The organism is Streptococcus orisratti DSM 15617, assembly GCF_000380105.1.
In the GTDB taxonomy this organism is placed as follows: domain Bacteria; phylum Bacillota; class Bacilli; order Lactobacillales; family Streptococcaceae; genus Streptococcus; species Streptococcus orisratti.
Genome location: NZ_KB904460.1, coordinates 19792 through 43386, shown reverse-complemented (window position 1 = coordinate 43386; position 23595 = coordinate 19792). Strand labels below are relative to the sequence as shown.

The window sequence follows — 23595 nt, the reverse complement described above, 5'->3', positions numbered from 1 at the left end:
TCAATGAAAATCAAAAGTAGCCTAGGAAACGAAGCCGACGATAGAACTTGAGTTCATCAAAGCAAGTTGACAACGGATAATTTTGATTTTCGAAGAGTATTAAGTTTTTAGGGTCAGTATAAGCCACTAATGTATAAAATGAAAGTCACTTTCCTGTTTTGCTGATATATTGCTATTATCTAATACTTAGTAAAAGTACTAAATGACTATGACTTGGTAGAAAATAAGAAATAAGGAATGTTTTTTAATGTTGATATAGATAAAGTTCGGAAAAATTCGGAAAAATCTGAAAAATGTGGCTTTATTTTTTAAAATATGATAAAATTGAACAAATCGTATTTTGGAGGCTTATTATGAAAGCAATTATTACTGTGGTTGGTAAGGATAGAACTGGGATTGTTGCAGGTGTTTCTGCAAAGATTGCTGAACTTGACTTGAATATTGATGACATTTCACAAACTGTTCTGGATGAGTATTTTACAATGATGATGGTGGTGTCTTCAGATGATAAAAAGGATTTTACTCAATTGCGTTCTGAACTAGAAGCTTATGGAGACAGCTTGAATGTTAAAATAAACATTCAAAGCTCTGCTATTTTTGATGCTATGCATAATTTGTAGAATGGGAGTTGGTACTAGCCATGGATATAAAACAAGTTACTGAAACCATTGAGATGATTGAGGAGCAAAATTTTGATATTCGTACGATTACGATGGGAATCTCACTTCTTGATTGTATTGATACGGATATTAATCGTGCTGCTGAAAAGATATATCAGAAAATTGTCTCCAAAGCGTCTAACCTTGTTGCTGTAGGGGATGAAATCGCTGCAGAATTAGGAATTCCGATTGTTAACAAACGTGTATCGGTGACTCCAATCTCTTTGATTGGGGCTGCAACGGATGCGATAGATTATGTGCCGATTGCTAAGGCTCTTGATAAGGCTGCTCATGAAATTGGTGTAGATTTTATTGGTGGTTTTTCAGCATTGGTGCAAAAGGGATATCAAAAAGGTGATGAAATTCTTATTAATTCTATTCCACGTGCTTTAGCCGAAACGGAAAAGGTATGTTCTTCTGTTAATATTGGGTCCACCAAAGCAGGGATTAATATGACAGCAGTTCGTGATATGGGGCGTATCATTAAAGAAACCTCTGAAGCTTCTGAGATGGGTCCGGCTAAGCTGGTCGTTTTTGCTAATGCTGTCGAAGATAATCCTTTTATGGCTGGGGCATTCCATGGTGTTGGTGAGGCGGATGTTATCATCAATGTCGGTGTTTCAGGTCCAGGTGTTGTGAAACGTGCTCTTGAGAAAGTGCGCGGAGAAAGTTTTGATGTTGTTGCTGAAACTGTCAAGAAAACTGCTTTCAAAATCACGCGTATTGGTCAATTGGTTGGGCAAATGGCTTCAGAACGTCTGGGTGTGAAATTTGGTATTGTTGACCTCTCCCTTGCTCCAACTCCGGCTGTAGGAGACTCTGTAGCTCGCGTTCTTGAAGAAATGGGGCTGGAAACTGTTGGAACTCACGGAACAACAGCAGCACTAGCCCTGCTCAATGATCAAGTTAAGAAAGGCGGCGTTATGGCTTGTAACCAAGTTGGTGGCCTGTCAGGTGCTTTCATCCCTGTATCAGAGGATGAAGGAATGATTGCGGCGGTACAGAGTGGTTCACTCAATCTTGAAAAACTAGAAGCCATGACTGCTATTTGTTCGGTTGGTTTGGATATGATTGCCATTCCTGAAGATACGCCCTATGAAACCATTGCGGCTATGATTGCTGATGAGGCTGCGATAGGAGTTATCAATCAGAAGACGACAGCTGTGCGTATTATTCCAAAAGGTAAAGAAGGCGATATGATTGAATTTGGCGGGCTTCTGGGAACGGCTCCTGTGATGTCGGTTAATAAGAATTCTTCAGCTGATTTTATTGCACGAGGGGGGCAAATTCCGGCACCAATTCATAGTTTCAAAAACTGATTACAATTTCATTACACTTGCTTTTGTGGCAGGTGTTTTTTACTGAAAGATTGGAGTTTTTGGTATAATTGAATAACGAACGAATACTGTGGAGGATTGTGATGGCTAAAACGAGATTATACATTGCTCGTCATGGTAAAACCATGTTTAATACGATTGGTCGCGCTCAAGGTTGGAGTGATACACCATTAACTGATGAGGGTGAACGAGGAATTCGTCAGTTAGGCTTAGGTTTGAAAGATGCTGGAACTACATTTAAAGCTGCATTTTCAAGTGATTCGGGTCGGACAATTCAAACTATGGGAATCATTCTGAAAGAATGTGGTCAAGAATCTATTCCTTATCAAAGAGACAAACGCATTCGCGAATGGTGTTTTGGAAGTTTGGATGGTGGCTATGATGGAGAGCTATTCTTTGGTGTGTTACCAAGAACGAAGGCTTTTGAAGGTGGAAAGTCAATTAATGAGGTGACTTATCCTGAACTTGCCGAGAGCATTGTTGAAGTAGATACAGCGGGTTGGGCAGAACTATGGGAAGTTTTAAGTCAGCGCATTTGGGATGGTTTTACAGCCATCGCTAAAAAGATTGATGCTGAGGGTGGTGGAAATGTTATCATTGTCAGTCATGGCATGACCATCAATACTTTTCTTTGGTTGATTGACAATAATCGTGAAAAAATTAGTTTAGACAATGGTAGTGTTTCAGTGGTAGATTTTGCAGATGGTAAATTTACGATTGAAAAAATAGGTGACATGTCTTACCGTCACAGAGGTCAGGAAATATTAGAAAATGAAAAAGCGTAGTTTTATAGGTCTTATTTTACAAGTGTTAGTAGTGGTCGTCTTTATTATGTGTTTGTACCTCTTTACACACGATAATCAAGTCAAGCAGGTGAGTCAATCTTCTACCTCTTCTACATCATCCACATCCTCAGTAGTTGCTTCTAGTAAGTCAAGTTCGCAATCGTCTCAAAATCAAAAGATAGATTTGCCTGACGTATCATCAAGTGACTGGGAGTTGGTTTTGGTCAACCGAAATAATATTAAGGAAGAGATGAATCCTGAATTGGCAGAGGTTGAAGGAGTTCAAGTTGATGCACGGATTGCAGAGAATGTAACGAATTTCCTAGCTGCAGCGCGAGCTATTGAACCAAATGAAAAACTTATCTCTGGATATCGTAGCGTTGCCTATCAGCAAGAACTGTACAATTCTTATGTGCAGCAAGAAATTGCTAACGATCCGAGCCTCACTCAGGAAGCTGCTGAGGAAAAGGTTCAAACATATTCTCAGCCACCCGGCGCCAGTGAACACCAAACGGGGCTGGCTATTGATATGAGTAATGTTAACTCTCTTAATGAGAGTAATGCTGAAATCGTTTCTCAAATCAAGGCGATAGCTCCAGAGTATGGTTTTGTTTTAAGGTTTGAGTCAGATAAGCAGGACAGTACTGGGATTGGCTATGAGGATTGGCACTACCGATATGTAGGAGTTGAATCTGCTAAGTACATGACTGAACATAACCTTTCACTGGAAGAATACTTAAATGTATTGAAGGAGAATGGTAAATGAGATCCCGTCTTTCTTTAAAGACTGCTTTAGTTTTTCTATTTCTGTTTTTATTGCTGACTCTTTCCTTATTTCGACATCAATCGGTACGACAGGCGTCTGACGTTCAAACCACCTCTGTTTCTCAAATACAGTTCATCAAGGCTATCGCTCCGATTGTTCAAAAAGCTGCGAAGGCCTATGGAGTAAAGCCATCTATTATTATAGGTCAAGCTGCGCTAGAAACAAATTATGGAAATAGTCTGTTAGCTAAGAAATATCACAATTTATTTTCCTTAAAAGCATCGGATGGGCAGGAAAAGGTAACCCTTCTCCAAAAGATTTACAGTAGCAAAGGGTGGACAACTAGGTCGGAAGATTTTGTTATTTATTCCAATTATAGTGAGTCAATTTACGACTATTTGTTGGCTTTAAAAAATGGTCGTTTTTGGGATGAAGAACTTTATCGGCAGCTAGTTAGTGGTCAAACATACGTAGATGATGCCAAGGCTTTGCAGGAATATTACTTTTCTAGTGATCCTGATTATGCCACAAAATTAAGTAAAGTCATAAAGGATAATAAGTTAGAACGATATGACAAATAGGTCTCTAGATGTATTTTTAGCACTCAATTAAAAAGAGTGCTAATTTTTTGTGTTTTTCCCTTGACAGAAGTTTTTAAAGGAGTATAATAAAATCATAAATTAGCAGTCAAGGTAATAGAGTGCTAATTCAATGAAAGGAGCTAGGCCATGATTACGCCACGTCAAAATGATATTTTGAATTTAATTGTGGACTTGTTTACGCAAACTCATGAGCCTGTTGGCTCCAAAGCTCTTCAGGCAACCATTGATTCTTCAAGTGCCACCATTCGGAATGATATGGCTAAGCTTGAAAAATTGGGTTTACTAGAGAAGGCCCACACTTCTAGTGGTCGTATGCCAAGTCCAGCAGGTTTCAAATACTTTGTTGAGCATTCCTTGAGTCTTGATAGCATTGACGAACAGGACATCTATCAAGTTATCAAAGCCTTCGATTTTGAAGCTTTCAAGTTGGAAGACATTCTCCAGAAAGCTAGTCAAGTATTGACTGATATGACTGGCTATGCGGCGGTGATTTTGGATGTTGAGCCTGCTAGACAAAAATTGACTGCTTTTGACATTGTTCAGTTGTCTAACCACGATGCTCTGGCTGTTATGACTCTTGATGAGTCGCGGCCAGCAACTATTCAGTTTGCAATTCCTAAAAATTTCTTGACACGTGACTTGCTCACGCTAAAGGAAATTGTTGATGAACGTTTTTTGGGACGCTCGGTTATGGATATTCATTATAAGCTTCGGACAGAAATCCCCCAAATTGTGCAGAAGTATTTCACCACGATGGATAATGTACTGAATCTCTTTGATTATATCTTTGTAGAGCTCTTTAAGGAAACGGTTTTTGTTTCTGGGAAGGTTCAATCTCTGGAATATGCGAATCTTTTAACCTATCAGTTTTTGGACAATGAGCAAAGCGTTGCCTTAGCTTTACGTTCTTCATTGAAAGAAGATGAGATGGCAACTGTCCAGGTTGCTGATAGCAAGGAAGCTGCATTGGCGAATCTGACAGTTTTAACGCACAAATTCCTTATTCCTTATCGAGGATTTGGGCTTCTCAGCTTGATTGGTCCAATTGATATGGATTATCGNAGGAGTGTCAGTCTGGTTAATGTCATTGGTCGGGTACTTGCTATGAAACTCGGAGATTATTACCGCTACCTCAACAGTAACCATTATGAGGTGAATTGAGGCGACCATGCTAAAGAAATTTATCAAGAAAAAGACAAGGAGGCACAAGGTGTCGGAAGAAGTAAAAAACGAAGACCTTCAGGAAGAAGTTCCAGTAACCGAAGCGAAAGAAGTTGTTGAGGAAACTGTTGAAGAAGTTCCTGAAAACAAAGAATTAGAAGAGGCCTTGGCTCGAGCAGAAGATTTTGAAAACAAATATCTTCGTGCTCACGCTGAAATGCAAAATATCCAACGCCGTGCCAATGAAGAGCGTCAGCAATTGCAAAAATACCGCTCACAAGACTTGGCTAAAGCCATCCTTCCAAGTTTAGATAACTTGGAGCGTGCTCTTGCTGTTGAAGGCTTGACAGAAGACGTCAGAAAAGGTCTTGAAATGGTTCAAGAAAGCTTAGTTCGAGCACTCAAGGATGAAGGTATTGAAGAAGTTGAAGTAGAAAGTTTCGATCACAATCTTCACATGGCAGTTCAAACTTTACCAGCAGATGATGAGCATCCAGCAGATACCATCGCAGAAGTCTTCCAAAAAGGTTACAAGCTGCACGAACGTTTGCTGAGGCCAGCAATGGTGGTGGTTTATAACTAAACGAAAACTTGACCGAAATGTCATAAAACTACTTGAAATGAAAAATGCGAGTTAACAGCTTGCAAAAACGGCACAGTTCAAGGAATGTGCATCAAATAAAGAAATTTAAATTTTGAAAGGATTTGAACCCGAACGAAATGCTCGGAAAATAGATAAACCGCCTTGCATTCATCGAATGCTACGTTGGTTTCCTAATTTTCAGTCGCATTTTCGGCGTTCTTGGTATCATTATTATGTCTAAAATTATCGGTATTGACTTAGGTACAACAAACTCAGCAGTTGCAGTTCTTGAAGGAACAGAAAGCAAAATCATCGCAAACCCAGAAGGAAACCGCACAACTCCGTCTGTTGTGTCTTTCAAAAATGGTGAAATCATCGTTGGTGACGCGGCAAAACGCCAAGCGGTAACCAACCCAGATACTATCATCTCTATCAAATCAAAAATGGGAACGTCTGAAAAAGTTTCAGCAAACGGAAAAGAATACACACCACAAGAAATCTCAGCTATGATTCTTCAATACTTGAAAGGTTATGCAGAAGAGTACCTTGGTGAAAAAGTAACCAAAGCCGTTATCACGGTTCCTGCTTACTTCAACGATGCCCAACGTCAAGCAACAAAAGACGCTGGTAAAATCGCTGGTCTTGAAGTAGAACGTATCGTCAACGAGCCAACTGCAGCAGCCCTTGCTTATGGTCTTGATAAAACTGACAAAGATGAAAAAATCTTGGTATTTGACCTTGGTGGTGGTACCTTTGACGTCTCTATTTTGGAACTTGGTGACGGTGTCTTTGATGTATTGGCAACAGCTGGTGACAACAAGCTGGGCGGAGATGACTTTGACCAAAAGATTATTGATTTCTTAGTTGCTGAATTCAAAAAAGAAAATGGTATCGACTTATCAACAGATAAGATGGCTCTTCAACGTTTGAAAGATGCGGCTGAAAAAGCTAAGAAAGATTTGTCTGGTGTGACTCAAACACAAATCAGCCTACCATTTATTACTGCTGGTGCTGCTGGACCTCTTCACTTAGAAATGAGCCTGTCTCGTGCAAAATTTGATGACTTAACTCGTGATCTTGTTGAACGCACAAAAACACCAGTTCGCCAAGCACTTTCAGACGCTGGCTTAAGCTTGTCAGAAATTGATGAAGTTATCTTGGTTGGTGGTTCAACACGTATTCCAGCCGTTGTTGAAGCTGTCAAAGCCGAAACTGGTAAAGAGCCAAACAAATCTGTAAACCCTGATGAAGTTGTTGCTATGGGTGCGGCTATCCAAGGTGGTGTCATCACCGGTGATGTGAAAGACGTCGTTCTTCTTGATGTTACTCCATTGTCACTTGGTATCGAAACAATGGGTGGTGTCTTCACAAAACTTATCGATCGCAACACAACTATCCCAACATCTAAATCACAAGTCTTCTCAACTGCTGCTGATAACCAACCAGCCGTAGATATCCACGTTCTTCAAGGTGAACGTCCAATGGCTGCTGACAACAAAACTCTTGGTCGTTTCCAATTGACTGATATTCCAGCTGCACCTCGTGGTATCCCACAAATCGAAGTAACATTTGACATTGATAAAAACGGTATCGTATCTGTTAAAGCTAAGGACCTTGGCACTCAAAAAGAACAACACATCGTTATTCAATCTAACTCTGGTTTGACTGATGAAGAAATTGAAAAAATGATGAAAGATGCAGAAGCTAACGCAGAAGCTGATGCTAAACGTAAAGAAGAAGTTGACCTTCGTAACGAAGTCGACCAAGCTATCTTTGCCACAGAAAAAACTATCAAAGAAACTGAAGGTAAAGGCTTTGACACAGAACGTGACGCAGCACAAGCAGCTCTTGATGAGTTGAAAGCTGCTCAAGAGGCTAACAACCTTGATGATATGAAGGCAAAACTTGAAGCTCTTAACGAAAAAGCACAAGCACTTGCTGTTAAAATGTATGAACAAGCCGCAGCAGCTCAACAAGCCCAAGCAGGTTCTGAAAGTGCACAATCAACTGATTCATCAAACAATGGTGATGACGTTGTTGATGGTGAGTTTACTGAAAAATAATTGGGTCTATTAGGTTATTTTACGTTAGGGTTAAAACTCGAAAGCTTGAAATATAATTCTAAACGCAGAGGTTGCAACCCAGCCTCTGTTTTTGGGTAAATGCCCTTCTAACTTTTACAGAATTGAATACGCCTACGACTCTGTGGAAAAGTCAAAAAGTCTGGGGATAGACTTTTTGAGGAATACCTGTCGCTCGTTGTTTTTGTACGACAGGGCTGAAAGTGTCCACCGGACCTTTCACTCCTTATTTTTCTTTGAGACGCTTAACGGCTTAATATCTTCATAGAAAGGAAAGTGTTCGTAATTGAATACGGGCTACTTTCTGAGTTTCGTCTATTATTTAACGAAAGGAATTGCCCCCACCCTAAAAGCTGTGTGAAAGGGATAAATCGTTTAGAAAATCATGATTTTCTGCCGATTTCCTATTTTCACTTTGCTTAACTTTTACAGAAAGGAACGTGTTCGTAACTGAACACGGTCGTTAATAGGTAGTATTCTTGCATGACTAAATTGGTACAACTGAATACGCCTACGACTCTGTGAAAAAAGATAAACTTTACCTAGATGCGAAGCATCGTCGGACAGTTTCCTATTTTTCTTTGAGTCGCTTAACGGCTTAATATCTTACATTATGAACAATACAGAATTTTACGATCGTTTGGGTGTTTCTAAAGACGCTTCGCAAGATGAGATTAAAAAAGCTTATCGAAGAATGTCGAAAAAGTACCACCCGGACATTAACAAAGAACCTGGTGCTGAACAGAAGTATAAGGATGTTCAGGAGGCTTATGAAACGTTAGGTGATGAACAAAAACGTGCGGCTTATGACCAATATGGGCCTGCTGGAGCTAATGGTAGCTTCGGAGGTGGAGCAGGTGGTTTTGGTGGTTTTGATGGTGGCGCTGGATTCGGTGGCTTTGAAGATATCTTCTCAAGCTTCTTTGGTGGTGGCGGAAGTATGCGTAACCCCAATGCGCCACGTCAAGGTGATGACCTTCAATACCGTGTTAATCTGAGTTTTGAAGAGGCTATTTTTGGTGCTGAAAAAGAAGTCACCTATAACCGTGAAGCAGAATGTACTACCTGTCATGGTTCAGGTGCTAAACCCGGTACAAGTCCTGTGACATGTAGTCGCTGTCATGGTCAAGGAGTTATCAACGTGGATACACAAACACCACTTGGTATGATGCGTCGTCAAGTGACTTGTGATGTTTGTCACGGAACTGGTAAAGAAATTAAGAACCCTTGTACAACTTGTCATGGCACAGGTCATGAAAAGGAAAAACACAAAGTCTCTGTCAAAATTCCGGCAGGGGTTGAAACTGGTCAACAAATTCGCTTGCAAGGTCAAGGAGAAGCTGGTTTCAACGGCGGCCCTTATGGCGATCTTTTCGTCGTCATAAATGTTTTGCCAAGTACTAAATTTGAACGTAATGGATCAACCATTTACTACAATATGGATATTAGCTTTGTTCAGGCAGCTCTTGGGGATACAGTTGATATTCCGACCGTACACGGCCCTGTTGAAATGAACATTCCAGCTGGGACGCAAACAGGTAAGACCTTCCGTCTTAAGGGCAAAGGGGCTCCTAAACTCCGTGGTGGCGGTCAGGGCGATCAGCATGTAACTGTTAATATCGTCACACCGACTAAGCTAAATGATGCTCAGAAAGAGGCGCTTCGAGCTTTTGCTGCTGCGGGTGGTGACAAGGCCGTAACTCCAAAGAAAAAAGGCTTCTTTGATAAAATGAAAGATGCTTTTGAAGGAGAATAATAAAAGAGCCATCTGGCTCTTTTGTTTTGTCTAAAATAATTTATGGACTGTTAAAACCAATAAAGATTAGAAAAAGAATGGCATATATAACTGGGATAGATAAAATTAGGAGCAAGAGACTAATCAGGATTATGGCAAGCTTACTCATATTTTGGTGGCATTTAGTTAGAATGATAAGCCCAGTCAAGATAATCAATGCTAATAAAATAATGAAATAAATACTGATGTTAATCATTTTAACCTCCTTTAATGATATTTTACTAAGAGCGTTTTATAGCCTAAATATTCCGTAGGTGAGAAATGTAGCTGTTCATATCTGGTTTGCTTTTAATACTGTAAATAATGCTTTCTTTTCAAACTCTAAAGCCTGTCAAAATTTTGGATTCAAGAAATAAAGGAATTTGAAAGGTGATGTTCTTTTTTTACGATTTCTTTGTTATTGCCAGTATATTCTTTTAAACTATTTCTGTAAAGTGTTTACGTATAATGAATTGTCTGGGGACAGAAAGTTATAAATAGGATAGTCTAACTTTTCAAGAAATGCTAAAATAAACCTATGACAAGATATAAAGTAACGATTTCCTACGATGGTACCTTATTTGCTGGTTTTCAGCGTCAAACTAAGGTGCGCTCGGTTCAGGAAGAAATTGAAAAAACTTTGCAAAGGCTTAACGGCGGTGAAGTGGTCCAAATTCAAGGTGCAGGTCGGACAGATTCGGGTGTTCATGCTTATGGGCAGGTCATTCATTTTGATTTGTCTAAGGCGCGTGATCCAGAACGTCTGCGCTTTGCTCTGGACAGTCAACTCCCTGAGGATATTGATGTGGTGAGTGTTGAGGAAGTTACGGAAGATTTTCACGCACGCTACACCAAACACTACAAGACTTATGAATTTTTAGTGGATAGTGGTCGCCCCAAGAATCCTATGATGCGAAACTATGCGACCTCTTATCCATATCCTTTGGATTTGATGAGCATGCAAGAGGCGATTGAAGACCTGATTGGAACTCATGATTTTACGGGATTTACAGCTTCTGGATCTTCTGTTGAAAATAAGGTTCGTACTATCACGCGGGCAACGGTAGAACGCGATGATAAAACAGGTTTTTTGGTATTTACATTCACAGGGAATGGGTTTCTTTATAAACAAGTCAGAAACATGGTGGGAACTCTCTTGAAAATTGGCAACGGTCGTATGCCAGTAAGCCAAATCCGAACAGTTCTTGAGAGTAAAAATCGAAATCTAGCTGGTCCTACGGCATCGGGCAATGGGCTCTATTTAAAGGAGATAATTTATGACGAGTAAGTACATTTTGGCAATTTCTGGGAATGATGTTTTTAGCGGTGGCGGACTTTATGCAGATTTAGCAACCTATAACACCAATCATCTGCATGGTTTTGTAGCTGTGACTTGCTTAACTGCTATAACGGATAAGGGATTTGAAGTTTTTGCAACAGATAACGTTATTTTTAGTCATCAACTTGAAAGCCTCAAGGATGTCCCTTTTGCAGGTATTAAGATTGGGCTTTTGCCAAATGTGGACATTGCAGAGCGAGCCTTAGACTTTGTAAAAGCCCACACCAACATTCCGGTGGTACTTGATCCTGTCTTAGTGTGTAAAGAAAGTCATGATGTGGAAGTATCAGCCTTGCGAAAGGAACTCTTGAAATTCTTCCCTTATGTTACTATTATCACACCAAACTTGGTTGAGGCGGAGCTTTTAATTCAAAAACCAATCCAAAACTTGGATGAAATGAAAGAGGCTGCTCGTTACCTACATGAATTGGGAGCAAAGAACGTGGTTATCAAAGGTGGCAATCGCCTTAGCCAAGAAAAAGCTGTAGACGTTTTTTATGATGGTAGTGAATTCAATATCTTAGAGTATCCTGTACTAAAACAAAATAATGTCGGGGCTGGCTGTACCTTTGCGTCTAGCATTGCTAGTCAATTAGTTCTGGGGAAAGAAGTTTCTGAGGCGGTTAGCATTTCTAAAGATTTTGTCTACCAAGCCATTTTACATTCAGATCGTTATGGGGTTAAGCAAAATTATGAAGAAAAGTAATGTACGTGAAATGAGCCAATTAGCCGTTTTAACAGCTCTCAGTGTTATTTTGGGTCGTTTTGTGATGGTACCAACGCCAACAGGCTTTTTGACCTTGCTTGATGCGGGAATTTATTTTACGGCCTTTTATTTGGGAAGTCGTCAAGGAGCTATTGTCGGTGGCTTGGCAGGCTTTCTCATTGATTTGTTGGCGGGTTATCCCCAGTGGATGTTTCACAGTCTGATTGCTCATGGAGCACAAGGGTACTTTGCTGGTTGGATTGGCGGTAAGCGATTTTTAGGTCTGGTGCTGGCTTCGATAGTTATGGTTGGTTGGTATTTTCTTGGATCGCTATTGCTAGGCTATGGTTTAGGTGGCTCTCTGGCGGGTATTTTGGGAAATGTCCTACAGAATTTTTTCGGCATGTTAGTGGGTTATTTGAGCTATCTAGCCTTTAAACGCTTTGAAAGGAGATAAGATGGACTTACAAGCATTAGAAACACAGACACGTGCTATTCTTGTCGATATCATTGAACGCTCTGCTATTAAAAAAGGACAGATTTTTGTTCTAGGTCTCTCCAGTAGTGAGGTCGCCGGCGGCCTGATTGGAAAAAATAGTAGCACAGAAATTGGTGAAGTAATTGTTAAGACTATTCTGGATGAGTTGAGTAACCGTGGTATTTATCTAGCGGTGCAGGGGTGTGAGCATCTCAATCGTGCTCTAGCTGTTGAGCGAGACTTAGCCGAGGAAAAAGATTTAGAGATTGTTAACGTTCTTCCTAACTTACATGCTGGTGGTAGTGGTCAAGTTGCCGCTTTTAAATACATGAAAGACCCTGTTGAGGTTGAAGAAATTGTGGCGCAGGCGGGTCTGGATATCGGTGATACTAGCATTGGCATGCATATCAAACGTGTTCAAGTACCGCTGGTTCCCATTCAACGTCAGCTTGGAGGAGCGCACGTCACTGCTCTAGCTAGCCGACCAAAATTAATTGGTGGTGTCCGTGCGACTTATGCCGCTGATCCTATCCGTAAGTTCTGATATCTATAATTAAAAGAATCCTACTTTCAATGATTTAGAAATTAGTTGCTGGTGGGAAATGTCCCTTGCAGAATACAGGTTCTTAAGATACGAAAAAAGCTCTGGTTTATCATCAGAGCTTTGTTATTGGGTTTGTATTGATTGTTGGTAAATGGATACCACTTGAAATAAGTGCTTCTTGATAAAGCTGATAAAATTGGGAATAGACTTTACTTTGGTTGCCATTTTGCACAAAAATATCAATACGAAAAACCAATTGACCTGTTTTTAGGGTTTGTGGACCAAGCACGTTTGGGCTACCTACAATTTCTGGAAAATCTTCTAAATGGTCTTTGTTCACTGTTTTTATGACCACCATCATTTTATCAAGATCAGTATGTGCGTAAATGGGAATATCAATTTGAGCACGCATATCTCCGCGAGATTTATTACTAACGACTGTGATATTACGGTTTGGAATGAAATGTAAAGTACCATCAAAGCCACGTACTTGTGTTGTTCTAATGCCGACACTAGAAATATTCCCCTCAACCAGACCGATAACGACAGAATCTCCAACTTCAAATTGATTTTCTAAAAGGATAAAAAAACCATTGACAACATCTGTCAAGAAACCTTGTGCACCAAGTCCAATGGCAACACCAGCTAAACCAGCACCAGCTAAAAGGCTAGAAATTGGAACACCCAGAATGCTTAAAATCCAGTAAATCAAGAAGAAATAAAGGGTATAATTCATGATGTTATGGAGCAATTTGGCAATGGTTTTCTGGCGTGCTTCGGATTGACGATAAAGTTTGATAGACTTGATAATGGTTTTATCAAAAAGATAGTCTAATAATCGCTTGACCAGAGTAAAAAAGATAAGGAGTAGTATCAGAGAAACAACTTTAGATAGAAGTTCAACGGCAATTTGTTCAATCTGTAATTGCTCAATATATTTTGTAATAATTTTCATAGAAATAGTTTATTAAAAATTAGTCCATCAAGCAAGTATTTTTCAGAAAGATGGTAAAACAGAATGTTTTTTTACATAAAAAACTTTTAAAAGACCTTGAAATATGGTAAACTAAACTGTATATAAAATTTTAAGAGGAGAAATGACTTCATGTCTGTATCATTTGAAAACAAAGCTACAAATCGTGGCGTGATTACATTCACAATTGCTCAAGATAAAATCAAACCAGCTCTTGATCAAGCGTTCAATAAAATTAAGAAAGATTTGAATGCTCCAGGTTTCCGCAAAGGGCACATGCCACGTGCTGTATTTAATCAAAAATATGGGGAAGAAGCACTTTACGAAGATGCTTTAAACGCTATCTTGCCAGAAGCTTATGAAGCTGCTGTTGCAGAGCTTAGTCTTGATGTTGTTGCACAACCAAAAATTGACGTTGTTTCTATGGAAAAAGGTCAAGAATGGGCTTTGACTGCTGAAGTTGTTACAAAACCTGAAGTAAAACTTGGTGACTACAAAAACCTTGAGGTGTCAGTTGAAGTTACCAAGGAAGTTACCGATGAAGAAGTGGATGCTAAGGTTGAGCGTGAACGTAACAATCTTGCAGAGTTGGTTATTAAGGAAGACGCAGCTGCAGAAGGTGACACTGTTGTTATTGATTTCGTAGGGTCAGTTGATGGTGTAGAATTTGACGGTGGTAAAGGTGATAACTTCTCTCTTGAACTTGGTTCAGGTCAATTCATTCCTGGTTTTGAAGAACAGTTGGTTGGTTCAAAAGCCGGCGATACTGTGGAAGTTAACGTAACATTCCCAGAAAATTATCAGGCAGAAGACCTTGCTGGTAAGGATGCTAAATTCGTAACAACTGTTCACGAAGTTAAAGCTAAAGAAGTTCCAGCTCTTGACGACGAATTAGCTAAAGACATTGACGAAGAAGTTGAAACTCTTGACGAATTGAAAGCAAAATACCGTAAAGAACTTGAAGCAGCTAAAGAAATTGCATACGATGATGCTGTAGAAGGTGCTGCACTTGAATTGGCAGTTGCTAATGCTGAAATCGTTGAATTGCCAGAAGAAATGGTACATGACGAAGTTCACCGTGCTATGAACGAATTTATGGGCAACATGCAACGTCAAGGTATTTCACCAGAAATGTACTTCCAATTGACAGGTACTACTGAGGAAGATCTTCATGCACAATATGAAGCTGATGCTGACAAACGCGTGAAAACTAACCTTGTCATCGAAGCAATCGCTAAAGCAGAAGGTTTTGAAGCGAGCGAAGAAGAAATCGAAAAAGAAATTAACGAACTTGCTTCTGAGTATAATATGGAAGTTCAACAAGTCCGTTCTCTTCTTTCAGCTGACATGCTCAAACATGATATTGCTATGAAAAAAGCAGTTGAAGCAATCACAGGTACAGCTAAAGTTAAATAAAAAATAATTTTCTAATCAACCAAACTATACTGGTGTGACTAACAGAAAATAATTTTAAAGTCAGGTCTCGCTCTGAAACCTGACTTTTTTCTATAAATCTTTTGACGAATGCCGGATTTTAGCGTAAAATAGTAAGGAACGATATTTATAGACAATCGGACTATTGTGGGCATTTTGCCCTGGCCGAATAGGATAAGGAGAACTGTCTTGGAATTAGAAGTATTTGCTGGACAAGAAAAAAGTGAACTTTCATTGATAGAGGTTGCCCGTGCCATTTTGGAAGAGCGTGGTCGTGATCATGAGATGTATTTCAGTGATCTTGTGAATGAAATTCAGATTTATCTGGAAAAATCTGATGCAGACATTCGTGAAGCTCTGCCATTTTTCTACGCAGATTTAAATACTGATGGAAGTTTTATCCCACTTGGTGAAAACAAATGGGGACTTCGCTCTTGGTATGCTATTGATGAAATCGATGAAGAAATCATCACTCTTGAGGAGGATGAAGGAGGAACGTCAAAACGTAAAAACAAACGCGTCAATGCCTTTATGGACGGAGATGAGGACGCCATTGATTATAGTGATGATGATCCAGAAGATGAAGATTTTGAACGTAAAGGAACTGATCTAGAATATGATGATGAAGATCCGGACGATGAAAAATCAGAAGTTGAATCTTATGATTCTGAATTAAGTGAAATCATTCCTGATGATGACTTTGACGAAGAAGTGGATATCAACGAAGAAGATGACGAAGAAGATGAGTTTATAGAGGAAGACGAGTAGTTTTGCTCAGTGAAAAGAGTACCTTGCTAGATAGCGAGGTGCTCTTTTGTCTCGAAAAATAGCTTAGCTTATGGTAAAATAAATAGTAATCATCACTAGATTAAAATACGACTTGTTGAAAATCATAGGGTAGTTTATTGAACTCTGAAGCTTTTATTCACTGAAAGTTAAAATGGTTTAGCTTTCAGTGAAAAATGAGTACTAGATAGATGACACTTTTCATTTTTTGCTAAATTTTCACAGAATAATACAAGCCACCAAGACGACTTGACCAGATGGGATGATTTTTGGAGAGTATAACCTATTACGGACTTTAGAGTTCTTTAAAAACCAGGGACCACCAGATTATTTGAGTACAAAGAGGTAACTTAATTTATGTCAGACTTGTTTAAGAAACTCATGGACCAGATAGAAATGCCACTTGAGATAAAGAATTCAAGTGCTTTTTCATCTGCTGATATTATTGAGGTTAAGGTTCATTCAATATCACGCTTATGGGAGTTTCATTTTTCTTTTGCAGAGATTTTACCTATTGACTATTACCGTGAGTTGCAGATGCGCTTGGTGAACACTTTTGAAAAAGCTGATATTAAGGCAACCTTTGATATTAAAGCTGAACATATTGATTTTTCTGATGAATTGATTTCTGCTTACTATCGTGAAGCTTTTGAACTACCACTTTGTAACAGCGCCAGTTTTAAAGCTTCCTTTAGTAAACTGAAGGTATCTTATGATGGTCAAAAAATTGCCATTTCAGCGCCAGCATTTGTCAATAATGAGCATTTTCGTAAAAATCACCTTCCTCATCTTGAGAAGCAATTTGAACACTTCGGTTTTGGTAAAGTGACCTTTGACATGGTGTCAGATGAGGTTATGACGCAAGAGCTTAAGTCGGAATTTGAGACTTCTCGTGAGGCTTTGGTGGAGAAAGCGGTGCAGGAAAATATGGAAGCTGTTAAGTCTCTAGAGGCATCTATGCCACCAGCAGAAGAAATAGCACCTAAGCCACAATTTGACTTTAAGGAACGTGCAAAACAGCGTCAAGCAGGTTTTGAGAAGGCAGAAATTACACCGATGGTTGAAATTACTACTGAAGAAAATCGCATTGTTTTTGAAGGTATGGTTTTCAATGTCGAACGTAAGACAACGCGAACAGGTCGTCATATTATCAATTTTAAGATGACTGACTACACATCTAGTTTTGCTATGCAAAAGTGGGCTAAGGACGACGATGAGCTTAAAAAGTATGATATGATTTCCAAGGGTGCTTGGTTACGGGTACGTGGAAATATTGAAAATAATCAATTCACCAAAGCTCTGACGATGAATGTTCAAGATGTGAAAGAAATTGTCCATCATGAACGCAAGGACCTCATGCCAGAGGGACAAAAACGGGTCGAATTTCATGCTCACACCAACATGTCTACAATGGATGCCTTGCCAACAGTAGAGGATCTGGTTGCAACAGCTGCTAAGTGGGGGCATAAGGCGGTAGCTATCACTGACCATGGCAATGTGCAGAGCTTTCCACATGGATATCATGCTGCTCGTAAAAAAGGTATAAAACCTATTTTTGGTTTAGAAGCAAATATTGTAGAAGATAAGGTTCCAATCGCTTATAATCCTATTGACATGGATCTCAACGAAGCAACTTATGTGGTCTTTGACGTTGAAACAACTGGACTTTCTGCTGTTAATAATGACCTGATTCAAATTGCAGCTTCTAAAATGTACAAGGGAAACATTGTTGAGCAGTTTGACGAATTCATCGATCCAGGTTATCCTTTATCTGCTTTTACGACAGAGTTGACAGGGATTACAGACAATCATGTACGTGGATCTAAGCCGATTTTACAGGTTTTACAAGAATTTCAAGCGTTTTGTCAAGACACAGTGCTAGTTGCCCACAATGCCACCTTTGACGTTGGTTTCATGAATGCAAACTATGAGCGTCATGGTTTACCTTTAATTACTCAGCCTGTTATTGATACCTTGGAATTTGCCCGTAACCTCTATCCTGAATACAAACGTCATGGTCTTGGTCCCTTGACAAAACGTTTCCAGGTTTCGCTCGACCATCACCACATGGCCAACTATGATGCTGAAGCGACAGGTCGCCTGCTCTTTATCTTCTTAAAAGAAGCGCGTGAAAATCGCAACCTGACTAATCTGAACGAACTCAACACCAAGCTGGTAGCAGAAGATTCTTACAAAAAAGCGCGTGTCAAACATGCCACCATCTATGTGCAAAACCAGACAGGATTGAAAAATATATTCAAATTAGTTAGCCTGTCTAATGTCAAGTACTTCGAAGGAGTGGCACGTATCCCAAGAACAATCTTGGATAAGTACCGTGAGGGCCTACTTTTGGGGACAGCCTGCTCAGATGGTGAAGTTTTTGATGCTGTACTATCGTCAGGTGTCCCAGCAGCGGTAGAAGTTGCCAAATACTATGATTTCATTGAAGTCATGCCTCCTGCCATATATGCTCCGTTATTGGCTCAAGGAACCATCAAGGATGAGGAAGGTATTCGTCAGGTCATTCGTGATTTGATTGAGGTTGGACGTAGGTTAGACAAACCAGTACTTGCGACTGGGAATGTGCACTATTTGGAACCAGAGCAAGAAATTTACCGTGAAATCATTGTGCGAAGCCTTGGTCAAGGTGCCATGATTAATCGCCCTATTGGACGTGGTGAAAATGCTCAGCCTGCCCCGCTTCCTAAGGCACATTTCCGCACGACTAATGAAATGCTGGACGAATTTGCTTTTTTGGGTGAGGAACTGGCTTACGAAATCGTTGTGACCAATACTCAAGACTTTGCTGACCGTATTGAAGAGGTTGAAGTGGTCAAGAAAGACCTTTACACACCGTTTATTGATAAATCTGAAGAAAAGGTCGCTGAGATGACTTATCAGAAGGCTTTTGAGATCTACGGAAATCCTCTGCCTGACCTTGTTGATTTGCGGATTGAAAAGGAACTGACTTCTATCTTGGGTAATGGTTTCGCCGTGATTTATTTAGCGTCACAAATGCTGGTACACCGCTCCAATGCGCGTGGGTACTTGGTAGGTTCACGTGGTTCGGTTGGTTCAAGTTTCGTAGCGACCATGATTGGAATTACAGAGGTTAATCCTTTATCGCCCCACTATGTCTGCCCCTCTTGTCAGNACAGTGAATTTATTACAGATGGTTCGGTTGGTTCAGGTTATGATTTGCCAGACAAGTTTTGCCCCAAGTGCGGCACGCGCTACAAGAAAGATGGTCAGGACATTCCATTTGAGACTTTCCTTGGTTTTGATGGAGATAAGGTACCTGATATTGACTTGAACTTCTCAGGGGATGACCAACCCTCAGCCCACTTGGATGTGCGTGATATTTTTGGGGAACAATACGCTTTTCGTGCTGGTACCGTAGGTACCGTTGCAGAAAAAACCGCTTTTGGTTTTGTGAAAGGCTATGAACGCGATTACGGAAAATTCTATCAAGATGCAGAAGTAGAGCGTCTAGCCATGGGAGCTGCTGGAGTCAAGCGAACGACGGGTCAGCACCCAGGGGGGATTGTTGTTATTCCTAATTACATGGACGTCTATGACTTTACTCCTGTTCAATATCCAGCCGATGATAATACAGCTGAATGGCAGACCACCCACTTTAACTTTCACGATATTGATGAAAATGTCTTGAAGCTCGATGTTCTTGGGCATGATGACCCAACTATGATTCGTAAGCTGCAAGATTTGTCAGGTATTGATCCCAAAGATATTCCAGCTGATGACCCAGATGTTATGGCTTTGTTCTCAGGGACAGAAGTGTTGGGAGTGACGCCTGAACAGATTGGAACACCTACTGGGATGTTGGGAATTCCTGAGTTTGGAACCAACTTCGTTCGCGGAATGGTTGAAGAGACTCATCCAACGACCTTTGCTGAGCTTCTGCAACTGTCTGGACTTTCACATGGTACGGACGTTTGGCTGGGAAATGCTCAAGATTTGATTAAAGAAGGCATTGCCACCTTGAAAACCGTTATTGGTTGTCGTGATGATATTATGGTTTACCTCATGCACGCAGGTCTTGAGCCTAAAATGGCCTTTACCATCATGGAGCGTGTGCGTAAAGGAGCTTGGCTAAAAATCTCTGATGAGGAGCGCAATGGCTACATTCAGGCTATGCGAGAAAATAATGTGCCCGACTGGTACATTGAATCTTGTGGAAAAATCAAGTATATGTTCCCTAAAGCCCATGCGGCAGCTTATGTACTCATGGCGTTACGTGTTGCCTACTTTAAGGTACACCACCCACTTTATTATTATTGTGCTTATTTCTCAATCCGTGCGAAAGCCTTTGAACTCAAAACCATGAGTGCAGGTTTGGATGCTGTCAAGGCTCGTATGAAGGATATTACGGAAAAAAGGCAGCGCAACGAGGCTAGCAACGTTGAAAATGACCTCTTCACAACTCTGGAGATTGTCAATGAAATGTTGGAACGAGGCTTTAAATTTGGGAAACTTGATCTCTACCGCAGCAAGGCAACTGAGTTCTTTATTGATGGTGATACGTTGGTGCCCCCATTCGTGGCTATGGATGGCCTTGGTGAAAACGTTGCAAAACAAATTGTCGCAGCGCGTGAAGCAGGGGAATTTCTTTCTAAGATGGAACTCCGTAAACGAGGCGGAGTTTCCGCAACTCTTGTTGATAAAATGGACGAAATGGGCATTCTAGGTAATATGCCAGAAGACAACCAGCTTAGCCTCTTTGATGATTTCTTTTAAATGTCTTTAACCTGTTCTAACAACTGAGTTGCTTTTGAGAAAAACTGACAATGATTTTTCCTAAAAAAGTGCTCAAAAGCGCTTGACAAATGGATCGGGGGGGGGGTAGAATAGTATTGGTATATTCGATAAGACGGGGATATGATACAATAAAATATGTTAAACACACTGCAAAATGAATCTGATTGTCAACAAACTCAGCCTCAAATTATAAACAATGGAGTATACTGTGAAGTAAGCTTATGGAGTAGAGAAAAAACACTCAAACTGATGGCGTTTTCACTTTTTGAAAGGAGTGTTGCTTATTACAAATGATGGATGCACTATTTCACTGTTGGCTTAATAATTCAGAAAGGAAAAATTGATTTTTATGAAAAACTTAAAGAAAGTGTTAGGTCTACTAATGCTTCCGTTCATAGCCTTTTCAATATTTGTTTCAGCAAACGAAGTAAAGGCTGCGGATATCACCGATAAGGTAGTTTTATCCAATGTCAAAATTAAAGACAGTTCGACCGGAGAAGCGTCAGATGTCTTTTGGCATGGCAAGGGAAGTATGACCAAAGAAGTCCTGTATACAGGAGAGTTTTCATTTCCGACATTGGGAGCTGGAGATATCAAGGGTGGTGATTACTTCACAATTAAGGTTCCAGATGGTTTAACCCTTGTACAATCAGAGTTTGCTCTAAAGGATACTAATAGCGGAGAAGTCCTTGGTAAGGTTGTGGCAGATAATGCTACTGGTGTTTTGACTTTCACCTTCAATGATAAAGTTGAAGACAAGCAAAATGTCAAGGGAGACTTTAATGCCTCATCAAATGCAGTCATTACGGGAGTCGAAAATACTGTTACCTACATTTTACCTGGTGGAACTCAGACCATTACCTTTAAACCATATAACGACGCTGATGCAGTTTCGGTTGAAGGTGAAGTTGTCTACAAGGGTGGCTGGTCTACCGGAACTTCTAAAGATATCAACTGGTGGGTACGTGTAAACCGTGGTGGTGAAGACCTGACAGGTAAAGTCGTCAAAGTTGGAGACTCTATTGATACAAGTGCAGGTTCTCTGTCAACCTACATTGAAGATAGTTTTGAACTCAGAGAAGTAACTTATGAAACGACAAACACTTCAAAGGCAGATGTTGTCAGCTGGTTAAAAGAGTATAAAATCACGACTGATTCTGCAGTTTATAAGGCTGACTCTGATAACTATGCACTTTTAAGTTTAAAAAATGGTGGAACAAGTTTTGAACTTCTTTTACCTACCAATACAGGGACAAAAGCTTTTAGATTAGCTTACAAGACGACAAATCCAGGTGATGATACACAAGTTGTCAACTCAAGCGGAATCACTATTAATGGCGAAGCGCGCCCAAATTGGAAATCATGGGACGGAAAAGAACGCACAGAAACAACACAATCCATAAGTGTTAAAGCTCTTCAACAAGTAGGAGCATCGGTCTCTGTTGACCTTGCAGGTAAGATAAAAATCACTAAATACGATGAAGCTGATGCTACTGTAAAACTGAGTGATGTTGAATTTGATATCATCAACAAAGACAATCCTTCAGAAGTCTATACCGTAAAAACAGATGAGAATGGTATTGCCATTTCACCAGTGCTTTCTAACGGGAAATACATTGTCAAAGAAAAGACTCCTAAAGCAGGTTATGTTTTAAGTAGTGATGAATTTGAAGTTGAAATGACTGGCGAAGCTGTACCATTGAGCATCTCTAATAAGCGAGAAACAGTTGATTTCCAAGCAACAAAAACTTGGTCTGGTGGACAAACTGCGGATCACAAGCAAGTTAGCCTTGGTCTTTATGTACGTAAAGCTGGTGAAGACATCTCTGCAGCAAAACCAGTCGGTGCAACCTATAAACCAGAAGTAACTGAAAGCAATGGTATCTATACCTATGTTTGGGCAAATCAATTGCCTAAGTACGATACCGATGGTGTGACTGAATTAGTCTACTCTGTACGTGAACTTGAGGATAGTACAAGCCTTCCTTTGAACGAAGGAGATAAAATTCAACTTGGTCAGGATAAGGAGTACACTGTTTCTTACAACGCAGACCAGACAGCTGTAACAAACACTTATGAAGTTCCTAAAACGACAGTAATAGCTAAAAAAGTTTGGGATGGCGGTAAAAAGGATTCTCGTCCAACGGTTTACTTCAAACTATATCGTACTTTGGAAGGAACAACTGAAGAAGTATCGGGTACTGAATTGAAAGAAATTTCTACAACTGATGATGAAACTAGTGTAGAGTGGACAGAACTTCCTGCTACTGATTCAAACGGTGTGAAATATACATACAGCGTTAAAGAGGTTGATAAGGATGGTAATGTTATTACAACAATTGATGGTTATAGTGCCAAACAAACCGATGACCTTAGTATAACAAATACTTATAGTGTACAACCTACTACTGCACAAATTGAAGTTACTAAATTGCTTACTGGAAATCGTCCAACAGGACTTCAAGCAGATGAGTTTGAATTTACATTAACTGATGAAGATGGAAATGTAAAAACTGCTAAGAATACTGCTGATGGTAAAGTTGTCTTTGATGCCATCGAATATAAGAAAGCAGGAACTTACAATTATACTATTGAAGAGGTTGAAGGAACAGATTCCACTATTACCTACGATAAATCTAAATTAACCGTTACAGTGAAAGTTGAAGATGATGGCAAAGGTAATCTTGTAGCGACAGTTTCTTATAAGGATGATAAAAAGTCGTTTGAGAATAATTACGAAGAGCCAACCACAACAACTACAACTACAACAACTACTTCAGAAGAGCCAACTACAACAACTACTTCAGAAGA

General features: G+C 40.0%; 19 protein-coding genes. 17 read left to right on the top strand and 2 right to left on the bottom strand.

Annotated features, from left to right (window positions below; all coding sequences use genetic code 11):
• Nucleotides 1-353 precede the first annotated feature (353 nt).
• From A3I7_RS0104215 to dnaJ, 9 genes are all read left to right on the top strand, one after another.
• Nucleotides 354-620 carry an ACT domain-containing protein gene (locus A3I7_RS0104215; protein ID WP_018375532.1) on the top strand — a complete coding sequence of 89 codons (267 nt, stop codon included), beginning with the start codon at nt 354-356 and terminating at the stop codon, nt 618-620.
• 20 nt (nt 621-640) lie between these two features.
• Nucleotides 641-1978, top strand: coding sequence for a PFL family protein (locus A3I7_RS0104210; protein WP_018375531.1), 1338 nt, complete (start codon nt 641-643; stop codon nt 1976-1978).
• 101 nt (nt 1979-2079) lie between these two features.
• Entirely contained in the window at nt 2080-2781 is a 702-nt protein-coding gene (locus A3I7_RS0104205; RefSeq protein ID WP_018375530.1) for a histidine phosphatase family protein, read from the top strand.
• Nucleotides 2768-3547 (top strand): M15 family metallopeptidase, encoded by a 780-nt coding sequence (locus tag A3I7_RS0104200; protein WP_018375529.1) that lies wholly within the window; start codon nt 2768-2770, stop codon nt 3545-3547. The genes A3I7_RS0104205 and A3I7_RS0104200 overlap by 14 nt, the downstream gene beginning before the upstream one ends.
• Entirely contained in the window at nt 3544-4128 is a 585-nt protein-coding gene (locus tag A3I7_RS0104195; RefSeq protein ID WP_018375528.1) for a glycoside hydrolase family 73 protein, read from the top strand. The genes A3I7_RS0104200 and A3I7_RS0104195 overlap by 4 nt, the downstream gene beginning before the upstream one ends.
• 147 nt (nt 4129-4275) lie before the next feature.
• On the top strand, nt 4276-5310 hold the full coding sequence (gene hrcA / locus A3I7_RS0104190) for a heat-inducible transcriptional repressor HrcA (RefSeq protein WP_018375527.1): 1035 nt from the start codon (nt 4276-4278) through the stop codon (nt 5308-5310).
• Nucleotides 5311-5317: 7 nt separating this feature from the next.
• On the top strand, nt 5318-5893 hold the full coding sequence (grpE, locus tag A3I7_RS0104185; protein WP_156812732.1) for a nucleotide exchange factor GrpE: 576 nt from the start codon (nt 5318-5320) through the stop codon (nt 5891-5893).
• Between the two features lie 233 nt (nt 5894-6126).
• The gene (dnaK, locus tag A3I7_RS0104180) at nt 6127-7956 is read left to right on the top strand and encodes a molecular chaperone DnaK (RefSeq protein ID WP_018375525.1); all 1830 of its coding nucleotides are present in this window, start codon (nt 6127-6129) and stop codon (nt 7954-7956) included.
• A gap of 631 nt (nt 7957-8587) precedes the next feature.
• Nucleotides 8588-9730 carry a molecular chaperone DnaJ gene (gene dnaJ, locus A3I7_RS0104175; protein ID WP_018375524.1) on the top strand — a complete coding sequence of 381 codons (1143 nt, stop codon included), beginning with the start codon at nt 8588-8590 and terminating at the stop codon, nt 9728-9730.
• 40 nt (nt 9731-9770) lie between these two features.
• Here the strand turns inward: dnaJ and A3I7_RS0104170 are convergent, their stop codons facing one another.
• Nucleotides 9771-9965, bottom strand: coding sequence for a hypothetical protein (locus A3I7_RS0104170; protein WP_018375523.1), 195 nt, complete (start codon nt 9963-9965; stop codon nt 9771-9773).
• A gap of 321 nt (nt 9966-10286) precedes the next feature.
• Between A3I7_RS0104170 and truA the strand changes: the two genes are divergently transcribed.
• From truA to A3I7_RS0104150, 4 genes are read left to right on the top strand one after another with little or no spacing between them, the layout of a single operon-like run.
• The gene (gene truA, locus A3I7_RS0104165; RefSeq protein ID WP_018375522.1) at nt 10287-11036 is read left to right on the top strand and encodes a tRNA pseudouridine(38-40) synthase TruA; all 750 of its coding nucleotides are present in this window, start codon (nt 10287-10289) and stop codon (nt 11034-11036) included.
• Nucleotides 11026-11793 (top strand): bifunctional hydroxymethylpyrimidine kinase/phosphomethylpyrimidine kinase, encoded by a 768-nt coding sequence (locus A3I7_RS0104160; protein WP_018375521.1) that lies wholly within the window; start codon nt 11026-11028, stop codon nt 11791-11793. The genes truA and A3I7_RS0104160 overlap by 11 nt, the downstream gene beginning before the upstream one ends.
• The gene (locus A3I7_RS0104155) at nt 11780-12250 is read left to right on the top strand and encodes an ECF transporter S component (protein WP_018375520.1); all 471 of its coding nucleotides are present in this window, start codon (nt 11780-11782) and stop codon (nt 12248-12250) included. Before A3I7_RS0104160 ends, A3I7_RS0104155 begins: the two co-directional genes overlap by 14 nt.
• A 1-nt stretch (nt 12251) precedes the next feature.
• Complete coding sequence (locus A3I7_RS0104150) at nt 12252-12815, top strand: TIGR01440 family protein (RefSeq protein ID WP_018375519.1); 564 nt, start codon at nt 12252-12254, stop codon at nt 12813-12815.
• Nucleotides 12816-12927: 112 nt separating this feature from the next.
• Here A3I7_RS0104150 and A3I7_RS0104145 read toward each other — a convergent pair whose 3' ends face one another.
• On the bottom strand, nt 12928-13770 hold the full coding sequence (locus A3I7_RS0104145) for a mechanosensitive ion channel family protein (protein WP_018375518.1): 843 nt from the start codon (nt 13768-13770) through the stop codon (nt 12928-12930).
• Between the two features lie 150 nt (nt 13771-13920).
• Between A3I7_RS0104145 and tig the strand changes: the two genes are divergently transcribed.
• The 4 genes from tig to A3I7_RS12455 form a co-directional block, all read left to right on the top strand.
• Nucleotides 13921-15204 carry a trigger factor gene (gene tig / locus A3I7_RS0104140; protein ID WP_018375517.1) on the top strand — a complete coding sequence of 428 codons (1284 nt, stop codon included), beginning with the start codon at nt 13921-13923 and terminating at the stop codon, nt 15202-15204.
• A gap of 207 nt (nt 15205-15411) precedes the next feature.
• Complete coding sequence (rpoE, locus tag A3I7_RS0104135) at nt 15412-15990, top strand: DNA-directed RNA polymerase subunit delta (RefSeq protein WP_018375516.1); 579 nt, start codon at nt 15412-15414, stop codon at nt 15988-15990.
• 375 nt (nt 15991-16365) lie between these two features.
• Nucleotides 16366-20763 (top strand): PolC-type DNA polymerase III, encoded by a 4398-nt coding sequence (locus A3I7_RS0104130; protein WP_018375515.1) that lies wholly within the window; start codon nt 16366-16368, stop codon nt 20761-20763.
• 370 nt (nt 20764-21133) lie between these two features.
• Nucleotides 21134-23595 (top strand): Spy0128 family protein (locus A3I7_RS12455; protein ID WP_018375514.1); only part of this gene is annotated, 2462 nt, incomplete at its 3' end.

Coding starts and splice junctions, on each gene's coding strand:
- A3I7_RS0104215 (WP_018375532.1), top strand. CDS start 354: ATGAAAGCAATTATTACTGTGGTTGGTAAGGATAGAACTGGGATTGTT.
- A3I7_RS0104210 (WP_018375531.1), top strand. CDS start 641: ATGGATATAAAACAAGTTACTGAAACCATTGAGATGATTGAGGAGCAA.
- A3I7_RS0104205 (WP_018375530.1), top strand. CDS start 2,080: ATGGCTAAAACGAGATTATACATTGCTCGTCATGGTAAAACCATGTTT.
- A3I7_RS0104200 (WP_018375529.1), top strand. CDS start 2,768: ATGAAAAAGCGTAGTTTTATAGGTCTTATTTTACAAGTGTTAGTAGTG.
- A3I7_RS0104195 (WP_018375528.1), top strand. CDS start 3,544: ATGAGATCCCGTCTTTCTTTAAAGACTGCTTTAGTTTTTCTATTTCTG.
- grpE (WP_156812732.1), top strand. CDS start 5,318: ATGCTAAAGAAATTTATCAAGAAAAAGACAAGGAGGCACAAGGTGTCG.
- dnaK (WP_018375525.1), top strand. CDS start 6,127: ATGTCTAAAATTATCGGTATTGACTTAGGTACAACAAACTCAGCAGTT.
- dnaJ (WP_018375524.1), top strand. CDS start 8,588: ATGAACAATACAGAATTTTACGATCGTTTGGGTGTTTCTAAAGACGCT.
- A3I7_RS0104170 (WP_018375523.1), bottom strand. CDS start 9,965: ATGATTAACATCAGTATTTATTTCATTATTTTATTAGCATTGATTATC.
- truA (WP_018375522.1), top strand. CDS start 10,287: ATGACAAGATATAAAGTAACGATTTCCTACGATGGTACCTTATTTGCT.
- A3I7_RS0104160 (WP_018375521.1), top strand. CDS start 11,026: ATGACGAGTAAGTACATTTTGGCAATTTCTGGGAATGATGTTTTTAGC.
- A3I7_RS0104155 (WP_018375520.1), top strand. CDS start 11,780: ATGAAGAAAAGTAATGTACGTGAAATGAGCCAATTAGCCGTTTTAACA.
- A3I7_RS0104150 (WP_018375519.1), top strand. CDS start 12,252: ATGGACTTACAAGCATTAGAAACACAGACACGTGCTATTCTTGTCGAT.
- A3I7_RS0104145 (WP_018375518.1), bottom strand. CDS start 13,770: ATGAAAATTATTACAAAATATATTGAGCAATTACAGATTGAACAAATT.
- tig (WP_018375517.1), top strand. CDS start 13,921: ATGTCTGTATCATTTGAAAACAAAGCTACAAATCGTGGCGTGATTACA.